Source organism: Pseudomonas sp. TH41, assembly GCF_016650695.1.
Lineage (GTDB): Bacteria > Pseudomonadota > Gammaproteobacteria > Pseudomonadales > Pseudomonadaceae > Aquipseudomonas.
The window spans coordinates 110095-125227 of sequence record NZ_JAEKFH010000003.1; the positions used below are offsets into that span (position 1 = coordinate 110095).

General features: G+C 56.8%; 12 protein-coding genes and 1 pseudogene. 6 read left to right on the forward strand and 7 right to left on the reverse strand.

Annotation, left to right across the window (positions count from 1 at the left end; translation table 11 throughout):
* Position 1 precedes the first annotated feature (1 nt).
* From JFU37_RS31205 to JFU37_RS03245, 4 genes and pseudogenes are all read left to right on the forward strand, one after another.
* Positions 2-169, forward strand: a pseudogene (locus tag JFU37_RS31205) (ISL3 family transposase); the annotation flags it as partial.
* Between the two features lie 664 nt (positions 170-833).
* The gene (locus JFU37_RS03235) at positions 834-2297 is read left to right on the forward strand and encodes an OmpA family protein (RefSeq protein ID WP_201112839.1); all 1464 of its coding nucleotides are present in this window, start codon (positions 834-836) and stop codon (positions 2295-2297) included.
* A 37-nt stretch (positions 2298-2334) separates the two neighbouring features.
* The gene (locus JFU37_RS03240; protein ID WP_201112841.1) at positions 2335-3933 is read left to right on the forward strand and encodes a hypothetical protein; all 1599 of its coding nucleotides are present in this window, start codon (positions 2335-2337) and stop codon (positions 3931-3933) included.
* Positions 3930-4766 (forward strand): hypothetical protein, encoded by an 837-nt coding sequence (locus tag JFU37_RS03245; RefSeq protein ID WP_201112843.1) that lies wholly within the window; start codon positions 3930-3932, stop codon positions 4764-4766. Before JFU37_RS03240 ends, JFU37_RS03245 begins: the two co-directional genes overlap by 4 nt.
* A gap of 713 nt (positions 4767-5479) precedes the next feature.
* Here the strand turns inward: JFU37_RS03245 and JFU37_RS03250 are convergent.
* From JFU37_RS03250 to JFU37_RS03260, 3 genes are read right to left on the reverse strand one after another with little or no spacing between them, the layout of a single operon-like run.
* Positions 5480-6589, reverse strand: a complete 1110-nt coding sequence (locus JFU37_RS03250; protein ID WP_201112845.1) for a CaiB/BaiF CoA transferase family protein — start codon at positions 6587-6589, stop codon at positions 5480-5482.
* 9 nt (positions 6590-6598) lie between these two features.
* Positions 6599-6910, reverse strand: coding sequence for a DUF202 domain-containing protein (locus JFU37_RS03255; RefSeq protein ID WP_201112847.1), 312 nt, complete (start codon positions 6908-6910; stop codon positions 6599-6601).
* Complete coding sequence (locus JFU37_RS03260) at positions 6910-7290, reverse strand: YidH family protein (RefSeq protein WP_342214907.1); 381 nt, start codon at positions 7288-7290, stop codon at positions 6910-6912. Before JFU37_RS03260 ends, JFU37_RS03255 begins: the two co-directional genes overlap by 1 nt.
* A gap of 237 nt (positions 7291-7527) precedes the next feature.
* On the opposite strand from JFU37_RS03260, the gene JFU37_RS03265 reads away from it, so the two are divergent.
* Entirely contained in the window at positions 7528-8469 is a 942-nt protein-coding gene (locus tag JFU37_RS03265) for a LysR family transcriptional regulator (RefSeq protein ID WP_201112848.1), read from the forward strand.
* Positions 8470-8474: 5 nt separating this feature from the next.
* On the opposite strand, the gene JFU37_RS03270 is transcribed toward JFU37_RS03265, so the two are convergent.
* From JFU37_RS03270 to JFU37_RS03285, 4 genes are all read right to left on the reverse strand, one after another.
* On the reverse strand, positions 8475-9770 hold the full coding sequence (locus JFU37_RS03270; RefSeq protein ID WP_201112850.1) for an MFS transporter: 1296 nt from the start codon (positions 9768-9770) through the stop codon (positions 8475-8477).
* Positions 9771-9834: 64 nt separating this feature from the next.
* Complete coding sequence (locus JFU37_RS03275; RefSeq protein ID WP_201112852.1) at positions 9835-10998, reverse strand: acyl-CoA dehydrogenase family protein; 1164 nt, start codon at positions 10996-10998, stop codon at positions 9835-9837.
* A gap of 21 nt (positions 10999-11019) precedes the next feature.
* Complete coding sequence (locus tag JFU37_RS03280) at positions 11020-12567, reverse strand: AMP-binding protein (RefSeq protein ID WP_201112854.1); 1548 nt, start codon at positions 12565-12567, stop codon at positions 11020-11022.
* Between the two features lie 146 nt (positions 12568-12713).
* The gene (locus tag JFU37_RS03285) at positions 12714-13625 is read right to left on the reverse strand and encodes a LysR family transcriptional regulator (protein WP_201112856.1); all 912 of its coding nucleotides are present in this window, start codon (positions 13623-13625) and stop codon (positions 12714-12716) included.
* A 150-nt stretch (positions 13626-13775) separates the two neighbouring features.
* Here JFU37_RS03285 and JFU37_RS03290 point away from each other — a divergent pair, with 150 nt between their 5' ends.
* The gene (locus JFU37_RS03290; RefSeq protein WP_201112858.1) at positions 13776-15125 is read left to right on the forward strand and encodes a serine hydrolase domain-containing protein; all 1350 of its coding nucleotides are present in this window, start codon (positions 13776-13778) and stop codon (positions 15123-15125) included.
* The last annotated feature ends 8 nt before the right edge of the window (positions 15126-15133 follow it).

Here is a 15133-nt window from a genome sequence, read left to right on the forward strand (position 1 = left end):
TCTCAACGTTTTGCTCAGGCGTATTTGCTGTCGTGACTGTGGCAAACGAACGGAGGCGGTCAGCTGGCTGGACCGCTACACTCGCCTGACACGGCGCTTGGCCGAGGCTGTAACTCAAGCCTGTGAAAGCCTTCCCACGCTGCACTTGGCTCAAATGTTCGGGCTGCATTAGGACACCGTCCGGTTGCTGGAGCGCCAAGCTAGAGAAGTGCGAGCGCTGTCGCTAACCAGTACAAAAGCCGGAAAGGATGGGCAGTAAATTGCTGTCCAGTGGTGGTCTGGGTGATTACGCCGCAGAGTTTCTGAAGAACTATTTTCAGACATGAAAAAGCCCCACCTTTCCAAATCGGGCTCAGTCATTGAAATCAAATGAAAGTCAGAGCTTCTGAAACGATAAGACCTCTCAATCTCACCTCAGCCCCCAAAAATCCAGTCGCCGTTCAGTCCGAACTTTTTCGTGACATCCCTCCTTGTTGCATTTAGTATCAAAAAAGTGATGGTGTCATATAGCCATCAATCAGGATTCAATCCTGCACTCCGTGGAAAAGGACTTCGCTTGAACAAGATCACCCTCTTTGCGCCGGCCACTCTTCCCTCTGGCCCGCCAAATGCTGCACGCGGATTAAAAAATTTCGCCGAAACTTGTTCATTTATATCCTTCCCTGCGGCACTCACCCATTGATAAACGCTGGAGACCTTTAACCGAGGTTTCCACGTGACCTCGTCCCCAATACGGACTTCCCGAACGCATTTCGTTTTGCCTGGCTGCTGATTTTTTTATCAGCATTTCGGTGCAACAGCGTTGTGTACAACAGCATTGAAATGGACTTGAGATGACCAACGCATTTCGCTTCACGACGCTTGCCAGTGCATTGCTGCTGGCTGCCGGGTGCTCTACTGCCCAACTCGATCAACTGGGCAAAACCTACGGCACGGCGATCCTGTGTGGTGCCGGACTGGTTGCCGGAGGCGCAGCGGGTTACGCCGTCAATGGCAAGAAAGGCGCACTCATTGGTGCTGCCGCGGGCACAGCAGTAGGTTGCTACGCCGGGTCGGTCTGGCAAAGCCGGATGCAAGAGCTGGATCGCATCGCCAAAGAGGAAAACCTGAAGATCCATTCAGAACAACTTCAGACCGCGTCGGCCACCCCCAGTGCAGCGCCAGTGGATGCCGGTATCGTGACGCAAATCGAAGACTCCGGCATGTTTGACACCGGCTCCGACCAGCTCACCGTCAGTGGCCAGCGAAGCATCGCCAAAGTGGCGGCGGCCTATGCCAATGTCGATCCTAAAGCGGCGAACACTCGGCGTTTACTGGTGGTCGGCCATACCGATGCTACAGGCAGCAGCGCCACTAATCAGAAGCTGTCAGAACGCCGTGCGCGCACCGTTGGCAAAGTCTTGATGGCCGCAGGTATTCCTTCGACCTCGATTTTCTACCAGGGCGCAGGCGCTTCGCGGCCACTTGCCGACAACAGCACCTTCGAAGGTCGGACCGAGAACCGTCGGGTTGAAATCGCGGAGCTGACCTCCCAGGAGATGTTGGTGATGCGCGTCAAGGCCGAGCAATCGAACGCCAAATACCTGGCCCACGGCGCGTCCACAGCCAAGCCGGTGACCAAGCCCGCCGCACCCGCGGTGGCGACAAATTCGGCCTCACCTACCCCTGCACCCGCCACCCCAGTGGAGAACACCAGCACCAAAAACAGTAACGGCGCGAAACCAGCAGTGGACTTTGGTGGCGTGCCAACCGCCAGCATGCATTGGAACCTGGGCCAGAACATCACCCCGAAAACCGGGGGCTTCAGCTTTATCAACACGGCGAATGCCAGCGAAATTCCCGTTGGCAGTTGCCAGGACGACATGCCGCGAGAAAGCGGCGAAGTCATGAGCCTGGCCACTGACAAACCGCTCGATGGCGTGAAAACCCACGACTACCTACCGGGCTACAACAACCGGGTCTGGGCCAATACCGTCAACGGAAATCTAGTCACCATCTCCCCGGTTTCCATCCTTCGCGAGGGCGCCGAAGTCGGTAAACAACCCTTCATTCAAGTGGTGAAGGGTTATGGCGAAGGCAACCGCAAGCCGCTACCGAAAATGAACGCTGTCGCCAACACCTACGAAGGCGAGAAAGAAGTGCTGTACCGCGTATTCATCAGCGAGCCCAAGGCGCCCGTGGCCTGCATGGACGTTGTTTTCAGCAAGGGCAATGCAACCGCAGAGCGCGGCGCGCTGTTCTACCCCGTCGGCGAGCAGAGTTACACCGTCGCCTACGCCCCTGTCAGCACTCAGTAGTAGATAAACGGAGAAATCGAACGTGCAAGAATCCGCGATGGCTGCATTCAAAGCCTTTATGGCTGCAAACGAGATGGCAATAATCAGCGTCACCGCCCTCTTCGTCCTACTATGCCTGCTGAAGTTTTACTGGGATAAAATCGGCTACTTCACCATGCGTATCTGGCACGGTATGCCGCTGATCGGCACGGTATCGCGCTCGGCCAGCAAAGAACCCACCATTCGCCCAGATGGATGGACCAACTCCGAGTACGACCTGTGCAACGACTACTACGAAGCGTACGGCCAGGTCGACAAGAGCCCGGAGTTCTTTCGCCAGTGCCAGGATTATCTGAAAAAGATCGGCGAAGCCGGCCGCAAACCACGTCCGGCCTGGGTGTTTATCCTGGCCGCCGTCCTGTTGGTGGTCGAAGCGGTCGGCTTTGGTTACGTGCTGTCGGGGTGGTTGAGCCTCGACGCGTCAGCCAGTGACAAACGCTATCAGGCAATCGGCGTGGCCATTCTGCTGGCCGTCATTTCCTGCGGTTTTGCCGAGGCGGCCGGTCACGCTATCCATCACAACAGCCTGATCAAGAAGGCCCGTGCCTGGTGGCGTGGCGACGCGTCCGATTCGCGTTCGAACCACCTCAAGCAAATCGACTCTATCAACATCGAAGACAGCTTCAGTGACAGCAACGACAAGGACTACAATCGCATCCTGTCGCGCATCGCCACCTCAGTCGACGTCACGCCCAAGTACCTGTTGATCGGTGCCTTTGTCGGAATCATCATGATTATGTCGGTCGCCGCATTCGTGGTTCGCGCCAAGACCCTCGACAGCATTCAGGACGAGATGGTCAATTCGCTGCGCGCCGAAAGCGTACACAGCACTGGCTCAACCAAAGCCAGCCCGTTTGAACTGCCGGACGAATCCAAAGCGGTCAACAACTCCGCCGACAACAAGACCATTGACGACAAAATGCAGGCGATCCGAGAAGCATCGCTGACCACTTACCTGATCCTTTCTGTCATCTACATCGCCATCCAGTGCATCACCTGCTGGCTCGCGAGCATCTTTGGTTTCGCGGGTGTCCACTCGCGTCGCGCCTACGACTACACCCACAAATTCAACAGCGCGGACGAAATGGTTCGCTGGATGGAACGCGAGCGCACCAAAATCTCCGGCCATGCAGACCATAAGTTGAGCATGCTGCAGCAGAAACTAGCCACCCGTCTGACCAACAATGCCGAGCACCTCAATGCGATGAAAGGCTCGGCCATTCAAAAGCGCGACTTCAATGCGTATGTGATGGTGCGTCGTACCGCGGAGAAAGCGCTGAAACATGGTCAAGAGCGCATCAACGCGACGCCAGCGCCAGCGGTTGAAGCGGCACTGGTGGTCCCCAGTGCTCAACCCGTCCCGGCCTTGCAAGCAGCCATTGTTGCGGTGTCCGAACCTGTGGCATCGGCACCCGTGGCGGTATTGGCAGACATCGATGCCAACACTTTCCACGACCTCACGAGCGTTACCGATGAGCAATTGCCAACCCTGGCAAAGGCCCTGAAGCACGACGAAGCCACGCTCAAGAGTATTCGCGAACAACAGCAGTTGCTGAAGCAGTTGGGCATTTTCAAGGTCGGTGGAGTCAGCGCATGAAGGCCCTCAAGGCACTGATGCTCGCGACCCTGGTGATGCCTTGCATCGCCTTGGCCAACGAGCGTAATGACCTGCAAAGCTGCTACGAAACCGCCCAGTTGTCCGAACTCAAGCCTGCCTCGTCAGGCCGTGAACTCATTGTCGTGGTCGACGAAACCGTGCCCGTTCCGGAAGACATCCAGAAGCAGGCCTGGGGTCAGATCACCCGCTTCGTGCAACCCGGTGACAACGTCAAGCTTTACAGCTTCTCGGCGTTCCTGCCGGGCGAATACCTGCGTTTGATCTACGCCGGCAAACTCGACAAAAACGCCGGAGAAGACGCCCGCGACGACGCCAGCGCACGCAAACTACGCTCTCTGGACCAGTGCCTCGCCCGTCAGCCGCAAGACTTCGAAACCGGTTTCGGCAAACTGTTCGTGAAAAGCCTGCGTGACGCCCGTCAAGACATCCCGAGAAGCGAAATCATGAACGCTTTGCGCAAAATCGGCGACGACATCAAGACCGCCGAGAACACCCACGACCACGTAGTGTTCCTGATCAGCGACATGCTGGAAAACAGTGACTACACCAGTTTTTACGCCAAAAATCAGATCAAGAACCTGGTGGTTGCCGACGAGCTGAAAAAAGCCCAAGCCCACAACCTGTTCGCCGACCTGTCCGGCGCTCGCATCTACGTCACAGGCGCCGGCCTGATCACCGATGGCATCAAACAAAGCTATCGCTCAGGCAAGACCATGGACGCGCTGAATGAGTTCTGGGCTGGCTACTTCAGCCATTCCAATGCATCGTTGGCAGGCTTCGGCACGCCGAGCCTGGGTGGAGATTTGAAGTAAATCGGGGGCCGCATACAGGCGAGCAACCTGAAACACCGAAACCCACAAATGACAAAGCCCAACCTCAAGAGGTTGGGCTTTGTCATTGAATAATATGGTCGGGACGGAGTGATTCGAACACTCGACCCATAGCACCCCATCTCCTTTTTCATACTTCTTGAAAGCTTCCAAAATTTTACTCTGGATTTTTCTAAGTTAGTATTTACTTAAGCTCCAGCGGCGTTTTGCTCTACGAGAGTCCAGTAACGTCCATCAAGAGCCGACGTTTTTGTGGGGGTAAAAGTAGGGGGAGTCCGTTTTATGGCCAAAATTACCATCAAAGAACTCGAGTCGCTGACCGCCAATGATGCCGGCCGGATCCTCAGGGAGGAAACGCGCCTGGAATCTGTTGGGCGATCGACTCAGTACTGAGTTGTCCTCAACCTACGAGCCCCCACCGACCGAATGGATGATGTTTTTTCCAGACTACGCCGCGACTGGATCCCTGCTGCCTTCATAGATCAGATTCTTCAATATAGAATCGCCCATAGTTTCGCAGATATCGCCAAACGATTGCTTCGTATCGACTCAGGCCAGTCATGACCGGCAGAAATCGGCCAGAAGCGCTCATTGATGATTAACTATTCTCCCCCCAGAAGTAATCTGTGCCCATGTCTGTTTCTGGGCGGAGCCATCGTTTCAAATTGAAATTGCCAACATACGTTATTCATTTTTCACTTGGCGGTCGCTGATGTTAATTCCCCAAGCGTGGGAACTCTCCCTTCAGAATCAGGCAAACCAAGAGAGAACTTGACCGGAAAACGGACCGCGACCGCGCCCTCTTCTGCAAACTCACGAAGGGTGCCGCGTGATTGTACGTGGACGTCGCAAAATAGCTCACGGGCTTCGAGTACCGGTGAGAATGGCAAATCAAAGTCGGCGAGGTACTGGCGCCACTCAGCAAGGGGTCGGGTCCGGAAGATCTGTTTGAGCAGTTGATTGACCTCTTGCTTGCAAGCCAAACGTCCCATCCTCGTTGAAAATCGTACGTCCTTGAGCAGGGGAAATACCTCACCGAGGCAATCACACAAATTTATCCAGAACTTGTTTTCGAGAATGCCTAACGCGATGTAACGGCCATCCTGAGTTTCGAAAATATCGTTCTCCGGCATCACCATGGGCGACATCACGGGGTTCTTTTCAAAGTTCCTGGCCAACCACGCAGTTGGGGCCGTCCAGGAAAGAATGCTGTCGTGAATCGATACGTCCAGGTGCTGACCGACACCATTTTGCCGTGCACTCATGATCGCGACCACCAGCGACAGTGCTGCATAACTGGAAGCGGCATAGTCCGACACGCGCACGCCTGGTCGAGCCACCTTGCTCTCGACCTGTGTCGGCGCTGCCCAGTAGCCGGCCAGTGCGAGGTAATTCAGGTCGTGCCCCGCATTGTCCGCATAAGGACCGGTTTGACCGAAGCCGGAAATGGAACACATGACTATCGCCGGATTGACCTTGACCAGGTCATCAAAACCCAACCCAAAGCTTTTCATCACACCGGGACGGAACCCTTCGACCACGGCGTCGCAGTCACGAACCAGTTCAAGGAAAGCTTCCCGGTCTGCACTGTCACGCAGATCAAGCGCCACAGAACGTTTGTCACGATTGAATTGGGCAAATACTGCACTGCCCAACTCACGGGACGGGTCACCGCTACCACGCCGTTCCACCTTGATCACATCGGCGCCCAGTTGCAGCAGTAACGAAGTTGCATGCGGACCAGGCAACAACTGACTGGCATCAATGATTTTCACGTCTTTGAGGCAGGACCATTCTGGCTTCATATCTTTTCCTTATAGTGACGACAACAGCACTGCCATCAATGCGGTCAGTGCTATCAATGAAACGTGAATACTCAACAGTAAAATGCTTACAGGTCTTGCCACCAAGTCGGCCGACGTCAATGCGGCCAAATGGCTGGCGTAGCGACGCGGTTGGCCATGCGCAATGAACACGGCAAGTAAAATCGCCTGTAAAGAAATCAACAGTGTCAGCGCCGGGTGATGCAACAGGCCGCGCATCGACAGTGCAGCCACCAGAAAAAATGCGAGCTGCGTTCGACGCCAGGCAAGCGCAGTGCGTTCCGCCTGCAGGCCCGCATCCATCAAGCACGCCCGCAGAACAGCAAAAACACAACGACTGTCACTGCAGCGCAGCCTAGCGAAAGAATGGGAATCAACGATGGAATTGGCAGTTCAACTCCGTTGCGTAATGCGCGCTCGACACCGGCCCAGCGCCAGAATGCCCAAACACTGACCAGCAGACTCAGGCTCAACAGCAGGATCACCAACAGCACCTTGCCGCTCTCGGTCAGCACCGAAGAGGCAAACGCTTCGATGGCAACACCACCGGCCAGCAACGCCAATGCCGTCCGGATCCAGGCAAGAAAGGTACGCTCGTTAGCCAACGTGAACCGCGGATCGGGCGTTTGCCCCTCAGCGGTAAAGTAACGATTGAGGCTGAACCTGGAATTGAAAATCTTCACTCAGCGCGCCCTTATAGAAATGCGTTTTTTAAATGCAGCATCGTGGAGTTAAAGCTCATGTCGGCGCGCGCAGCAGCAAGTTGTCATTGTGATCATTGACTGAACTTACAAAATCCAAACGCAGGAATGAGTAGTATCACCTCCTCTGTTTGGTGATACTAAGGAGCCGCTTTTTTCTAGACAAATATCAACTTTCAATACATGCCATAACGCATTGGCATGGCCAGAGAATTGTCAATGACGCTGAAACAGCTCCGTTATCTGATCGCTATTGCCGAAGCAGGCAGTTTCTCGGGTGCTGCTCGACAGGCGTACATCGCCCAGCCCGCACTGAGCCGGCAGATCAGCTTGCTCGAAGAAGAGTTGGAGGTGCAGTTACTGGAGCGTTTGCACGATGGCATCAACCTCACCGACGCAGGTCGACGTCTATTCGAAATCGCACGCTCGGTGGTGCAGACCGTCGATTCGGTCAAGGATGAGTTGGAGTCGACTAAAGGCAATCCAAAGGGGCGTGTGGCTATTGCCATACCTGTCACTGCATCGGCGCTGCTACTGCCGCTGATTATCACCCGTGCCGGTGAAAAGTTTCCGGGCATCGAATTAACTGTACGCGATGGCCTGAGTCAGGAAGGCGGCGAAGCGATCGAACTGGGCAAGGTTGATTTCGGCGTGGTGCCCAACGCCGAGGAGCTGGAGCACGTGCACGCCGATCCGGTGTTCACCGAAGAGCTTTATTGGTTGGGTCAATTGGCTGTGCCCAATCACAGTGAAGTCATCACCTTGGTCGAGGCGGCCGCCAGCGCCCTGGTGATGGCCCCGCGCAGCAGCTCGCATTTGCGCCGCCGGGCGGAACAGGCCGCGATGCAGGCCGGAGTGGAACTCAATGTGGTCTACGAACAGCAGACCGCTCAAGGACTCAGCAGTCTGGTGCGCAGCGGTCTGGCGGCAACCATCTGCAACTGGCCTGCGGTCGAGGAAGGGACACTGCAATGCGCGCGAAGGATTGTCGAGCCATGCCTGCAACGCACCATTACCATCGCCCACTCGACCCACAAACCCCTGTCCTTCGCAGCCTCCTGCATGCGCGATCTGGTCCGATCGATCCTCGTCGAAACCGTGCAATCGGGTCGCTGGAAAGGCGAGTTGATCGAACGGCAATTACCTCACGAAGAAGCTTGATCCGCTCAAGCACGCACGGCGACAGCAGGCATCCCATGATGTAATTGAGCACGCGAGCGCTGCGGGTTCATCATGTACAGCCCGCTCAAACCGGCGATGACCAGAATGGCCCCGCAGACCAGAAAACCGTGGGCATAACCCTCGCCGTTGATGCCCGTCGCACCCTGTACGAGAAAGCCGGTGACGACAGGCGCTGCAAGCCCTGCGAGTGATCCACAGGCGTTACCAATGGCCAGCATGCTGCCGCGCTGCCCGCTGGGTACGACCTCGGCCAGCATCGCCGGGCCGATCGAATACATCACAAGCGCCAGGCCACCACTGAACGTCAGACAGGCCATTCGCTCAACCACCGACAGCCCGGGCAACACCAGTGCGGCAGCCAGCAGCCCGCTCAGGATCAGGCACAGTGACACGAACATGCCACGTGCAACACGCGACGGCAGACCACGACGCAACAGACGCTGGGACCACCACGCCATGATCAGACTCAGGGGCGTGGTCACCAGCACGAAAGCGCCGAACATCTTTCCCGCGCTCAACGAGGCCATGCCCAACCCTTTCTCCAAATAGGCCGGAACCCAGGTCAAGGTCAGCGCCAGCGACCAGTTGGCCGCGAAGTGGCCGACGTAGTTGCCCAACACTGTCGGATCCCTCAGCAACCGACGATACGGTATGTGACCTGTATCCGGCTGCGCAGCATTCACATGGACCCTGTCCATTTGTCCTTCGCGACCAAACCGAAACCAGACGATGCACCAGATCAGACCGACCAGGACCAGCACCGCAAAGTTAGTGCGCCAGCCGTAATGCAAACTGATCCAGGGAATCAGCAGACCGGCCACCAGCAAACCCATGGCGCTGCCTGAATGCAGCAATGCCACCGGCAGACTGCGTTTGTTATCAGGGAACCACTTGTACAACGCATGAGTGGCCACCGGTGATGCCGGGCCTTCCCCAATTCCGAGCAACACCCGGCAAGCAATGATCGCCCACAGTGAGGTGGCAAACAGCATAGGCAGTTGAATCAGTGCCCAAAACAACCCCATGCCCAGCAGCAAGATACGCGTTGGCTTGCGGTTGGCAACAAAGCCACCGACCACGGCTGAAATCGAAAACAGCCAGTGCAACGCGCCTGCGACAAAACCGAACTGCGTCGGGGACAGCTCCAGTTCCTGCATCATCGGCACCGCGACCAGGCCGATAACTACCTTGTCGAGAAAATTAACCAACATCATCACGGCGAGCAGAACTGCAATCGTCCAGGCAGCCCTTGGCCGGTAGGCTGATTCAACACTAAGCATGGAGTACCCCTGATTATTGTTATAAGTGAGTCGCCTGCCCGGAGGCAGGCGTTGCGGATTATGCTTAGTCGGGCATCAAAATACCCTTGGCGATGGTGTTGCGCTGGATCTCGCTGGTACCGGTGAGAATTCGCATCATCCGGGTGGCGCGGAACAACCATTCCACCGGGTTGCCCCGGATCAAACCGGCACCGCCATGAACCTGAACGGCACGGTCGACGATGCGAAACGCGGTTTCCGAGGCGAACACTTTACACATCGGCGCTTGAACCTTGATATCACCGCCCGCATCGTTCAACGCCGCAGTGGCGTACATCATGCTGCGTGCGGCCAGCAACTCGGTGGCCATGTCGGCGATCATATGGTTGACCGCCTGAAACATGGCTATCGGCTTGCCGAACTGAGTCCGCGTACGCGCATAGTCGATTGACAGATTCAACGCCAACCCCGCCATCCCCAACATGGTCGGGCAATGCAGCAGACGGTTGAGGGTAATGCGCCCCATCGCCAGCTTGAAACCGGCCCCTTCTTCACCGATGCGGTTTTCCACCGGCACCTTGACGTCGCAAAGCTCAATGTTGCCGTGGCTGCCTGCGCCAGACATGACCTGATAGTCCGAATCGATTTTCACGCCAGGCGCCTTGAGGTCAACGAAGAAGGCAGAAATACCTGCCGCGCCCTGCCCCGGCCCGGTGACCGCCAGCAACACGGCAATATCGGCGTAAGGAGCACCGGAGATGTAGCGTTTGGCGCCGTTGAGTACGTAGTGATCACCATTGAGCCGAGCGCTGGTTTTGATGGCGCTGGCGTCCGAACCGGCCTCGGCTTCAGTGAGGGCGAAGCACACGGCTTTTTCCGCACGACACACAGGCTGCAAGAACTTCTCAACCTGCACATCTCTGGCCACACGAAACAGATGGCCGATACGCGGCGGCCCGCTCAACTCGCCCAGCACATGAGGGGCGAGCATTGAACCGGTCAGAATGGCCGACTCCTTGACCGCGCACAGGTCGACCACACTCAACCCTGCACCGCCAAGAGGCTCGGGTAACATGACATTGTAAAAACCGAGTTCGCAGGAGCGTTTCCAGACATCGGCGAGGATGGCCTTGGGATAGGCTTCCCCCCATTGCAGTTGCTCTTTCTTTTCCAGCGGGATGATTTCGTCACGGATGAAGGTACCCATGTCACTGATGATGCGCTTGGCTTTTTCGCTTGGTTCGATCATGTCTAATTCTCTTCGGTGGTTTCAGATCTTGCGATCGCTGTTCTTCCAGTACTCGTCACGAACCAGGCGGCGTACTACCTTGCCGTTGGGGTTCTTCGGCAACTCGTCGATGAAATCGACACTGCGTGGTTTCTTGAATCCGGCAAGGTGTTGGGCGCAGTACTCAATGATCTGCTCCTGGTCCAGACTTGCTCCGGGCTTGAGCACCACAACGGCCTTTATCGCCTCGCCCCACTGTGGGTCTGGTACGCCGACGACAGCGGCTTCGAAAATCTGTGGAAGGCTGTACAACACTTGCTCGACTTCAGTGGGGTAAACGTTGAAACCGCCGGAAATGATCATTTCCTTTTTGCGGTCGACGATAAACACGTAACCCAGTTCATCGACCGTGGCCAAATCGCCAGTCAGGTAGAAGCCGTCGCGCATGACTTCTGCCGTCAACTCCGGCGCCTGCCAATAGCCCTTCATGATGTCGGCGCCCTTGACCACGATCTCGCCGATCTCACCGGGTTTGATGTCTTCGAATTGCGCGTCGACTACTCGTAGATCGGTTTCGAAATAACAGCGTCCGCAAGAAGCAAGCCGCCGAACATCGCCGGCCTTGACGAGATGGTCTTGCTCGGTCAGCACGGTCACCAACGAGCAGGTTTCCCCCGCGCCATAGCCTTGCGCCAGAATCGGCCCGAACACCTCGATGGCTCGCTGAACCAGCGCCGGAGCCATCGGCGCAGCGCCGTACATCACCAGGCGCAGGCTGCTGAGGTCGAAGCGCTCCACATTCGCGAAATTCACCAAGCGGTTGACCATCGCTGGCACCAGGAACAAGCGCGTCACCCGCTCTTGCTCAATGGTGCGCAGTAACAACTCGTCGTCGTAACGTTCGATCAACAAGTTGCAGGCACCGACCGCCAGCAACGGCATGATCTGCATTCCGCTGGCATGGGTAATCGGCCCGACGTGGGCCATGACGTCATCAGAACCCGCACCGCGAACCGGGCTGGCCAGGCTCTTGCGCACCAGCGCCTTGCGGTTGCCAAACGTCAGCATCGCGGCCTTCAGCACGCCCGAACTACCGGAGGTGTAATGCAGCACGGCCAGTTGATCGTCGTCCGGATCAGTGTGTACCGGGGTCTCTGCACCCATCTCCAGTACGGCATCATAGGAAACATCGCCACCGGTCTCGGCCAACGCGATCACCCATTTCAAATGCGGTAGCGCTTGCCGGTACGAAGCCAGCGCACTGGCGAAATGGCTTGTGGTAACGACCGCCTCACTGTGCGAGTCATTGAGAACGCTGATGACTTCCTCAGGGGACAACCGAGCGTTGATCGGCACTTTGACCATTGCGTTTTTATAGAAAGCAACTTCCGCTTCGACCAGTTCAGCACGGTTCATTGCCAATATCGCAACATGCGCGCCCTGCTTGAGGCCCAGCTTCAATAATCCCGATGCCAGGCGATTGGTGCGTGCCTCCAGTTGCGCATAAGTCAGCCGTTGCCGTGTATCGATAACGGCCAGATTATCGGGCCAATAACGCGCACTTCGGCTCAGTATCTTTGCGAGGTTCACTTTTAATTATTCTCCGAAGTAGATCGAGGGCGACCGATCTTACAAGCGGAGAAAAAATGCTCGCCAATACCACTGTTTGATGAGCACCCATAACAAAACGGGATAGGGCTGAGCGCAAAATTCCGTGCAGCCACGTGCAAAAGTCGCTACAGCCACTTCGCCATATTGCTTGGCGTCGCCTCCTCCCTGAACAGGTCGATCAACCGGCAGCAGACCGGGGACAGATAGCCTCCGGTGCGGGTAACCAGCCCTATCCGACGATTGAACTCAAGGCCATCGACCACCAGATTCAGCGGTTCCAACCCGGCCGAACGGGTCATCTGCCCGCACCGCGATATCGTCAGAATGTTGGTACCGTTGATCAACTGAAACAGGGCCTCACTGCTGAAGTCAGCCTCGATGCGCAGCAACGGAGGCGCCAGTCCATGTCGGTGAAAGGCATCTTCCAGCGATTGCCGGATAACGATATGGCTTTCCGGCAGCAGCCACTCCTCACCCTGTAAGTCGCTCAAATCCAGGCGAGGCCTTGCCAGCAATGGGTGGCCTGTATCAGCCACGACAGCGAGACGATCTTCGTACAAATATTCTGTGGCGAACTCAGGCGTGACGCCGGGTAACGGCATCACCACCACATCGATCTCGCCGCTGCGCAATGCGTCCAGCAACTCCTGGGCCAGGCGGCGACGCAGACGCAAGCGGGCGGCCGGGCGTTCGCGCAACAGACGGCGGCAACTGGCGACCAGCAGACCATCGGGAAGCGATGGCGAGTACCCCAATCGCACGGCGCCCTGTTCGCCCGTTCGAATGCTGCGCATCTCTGCCAGTGCATCGTCGTAGTCGCGGCGCAGACGCTTGGCTCGTGTCAGAAATTGCACACCCGCCTGGGTCACCCGCATGCCTGTGGAGGTTCGTTCGAAAAGCATGACCCCCAACAAGGTTTCAACCCGGCGCACGGCTTTGGTGAGCGAAGGTTGGGTGAGGCCCAGCATATCGGCGGCCTTACCGATGGTGCCGCATTGCTCGACAGCGATCACATACTCAAGGTCACGTACGTCCATGGCATTCCTGTTGGTTATGTATCTATAGCTAGTGATGCATTGCGCTTATGTATATCCCGCTCTCAGACTGGAATCAATGTCCAGCCCGTTTGATCCAGTCGACGCTGGCAACACCTTGGCGACCCAAGCCATCAGGAGATAACAAAAAAAATGTGCGTCACGAAAAATGAAAAAAACGTTGCAGCAAAACTGGCAGCAAAGTCCTTTAGATTACTTCCCGTCCTGTTGTTGGCTGCGATCAGCGGGCAGGCCGTTGCCGCTGTAACCACCACCGATCCAATTCAGTTGGGCGTGATGCAGGGTTTTCCACCGGCGATGGATAAGCGCGTGAACAAACTCAACGCTTTTGAAATGCCCAATTTGCGCTGGGCGCTGCGTAATGCGCGATCAATGTCGCCTACCACCGGCATCGACCGGGGTCCAACCGCCCTGCCGCTGATCCCTGGCAATCGGCTCGCCCTGGATGAGCTGAATTTCAAGGTGGGAGACGCATCGCTGACCTTGCCGGAATATCTACAGCAGACTTACACCGATGGTTTCATTGTCCTGCAACGCGGCAAGGTGGTGTACGAGCGCTACCTGGATTCATTCAGCCCTCGGCAGTCGCACATCTGGGCATCAATGACCAAGTCAGTGACGGGGTTGCTTGCCGCGAGCCTCATCGCAGAAGGCAAGATGGACCCGACGGCCCGACTGGCGAGCTATGTGCCCGAGCTGACCGGCACGCCGTTCGGCGAAGCCACCGTGCAACAGAATCTCGACATGCAGGTTCGCGCCATCTACCCGGTCAATCTGCCACCCGATCTGGGGCTGTTTGCGGCGGCCGGCATCCTGCCTCGCCGAGAGGGCATGCCCGACAATATCTATGATTTTCTGAAAGTGGCGACACGCCCACAGAAATCTGCCGACACGGACATCTGGTTCTATCAGAACGGTTCGCCTGAAGCGGTCGCCTGGGCCATGCGCAGAATCACCGGGAAAAGTTGGTCGACGCTGGTTTCGGAACGCATCTGGTCCCGTATTGCAGAGGACGATGCCTACGCTCAGGTGGATCAATTGGGTACCGAAATGGCCAGTGGAGGCATGAGCAGTACCCTGCATGACGTCGCTCGATTTGCCGAAGCCGTCCGTCAAGCCGCCGCTGCACGACAGGCCGACGACCCGTTTGCGCAGGCCGTTCAACTGGCGTTGAAGCCCAATGCCAACCAGGCCCTAATCGAAGGCAATCCGAACGCCAAGGAGCGAGCGGGCTATTCCTACAGGAATTACTGGTATCAGAAAAACGACGGTGACGGCTCCGTCGAGGCGGCCGGTCGCTTTGGCCAGCGGATCTATATCAACCCCAAACGAGAACTGGTGATCGTCAAGATGTCCTCCGCACCGGACATGGCGCCCAGGGCTACCAGTGCGAACGCCACCGCACATATCGCAGCGCCAAAAGTTGATAGCGTCACGGCCTTCAACAGCATGGTGAGCGCCCTGCTCCCAGCCCTCAAGTAACGATCCAT

Coding starts and splice junctions, on each gene's coding strand:
- JFU37_RS03235 (WP_201112839.1), top strand. CDS start 834: ATGACCAACGCATTTCGCTTCACGACGCTTGCCAGTGCATTGCTGCTG.
- JFU37_RS03240 (WP_201112841.1), top strand. CDS start 2,335: ATGGCTGCATTCAAAGCCTTTATGGCTGCAAACGAGATGGCAATAATC.
- JFU37_RS03245 (WP_201112843.1), top strand. CDS start 3,930: ATGAAGGCCCTCAAGGCACTGATGCTCGCGACCCTGGTGATGCCTTGC.
- JFU37_RS03250 (WP_201112845.1), bottom strand. CDS start 6,589: ATGAAGCCAGAATGGTCCTGCCTCAAAGACGTGAAAATCATTGATGCC.
- JFU37_RS03255 (WP_201112847.1), bottom strand. CDS start 6,910: ATGGATGCGGGCCTGCAGGCGGAACGCACTGCGCTTGCCTGGCGTCGA.
- JFU37_RS03265 (WP_201112848.1), top strand. CDS start 7,528: ATGACGCTGAAACAGCTCCGTTATCTGATCGCTATTGCCGAAGCAGGC.
- JFU37_RS03270 (WP_201112850.1), bottom strand. CDS start 9,770: ATGCTTAGTGTTGAATCAGCCTACCGGCCAAGGGCTGCCTGGACGATT.
- JFU37_RS03275 (WP_201112852.1), bottom strand. CDS start 10,998: ATGATCGAACCAAGCGAAAAAGCCAAGCGCATCATCAGTGACATGGGT.
- JFU37_RS03285 (WP_201112856.1), bottom strand. CDS start 13,625: ATGGACGTACGTGACCTTGAGTATGTGATCGCTGTCGAGCAATGCGGC.
- JFU37_RS03290 (WP_201112858.1), top strand. CDS start 13,776: ATGTGCGTCACGAAAAATGAAAAAAACGTTGCAGCAAAACTGGCAGCA.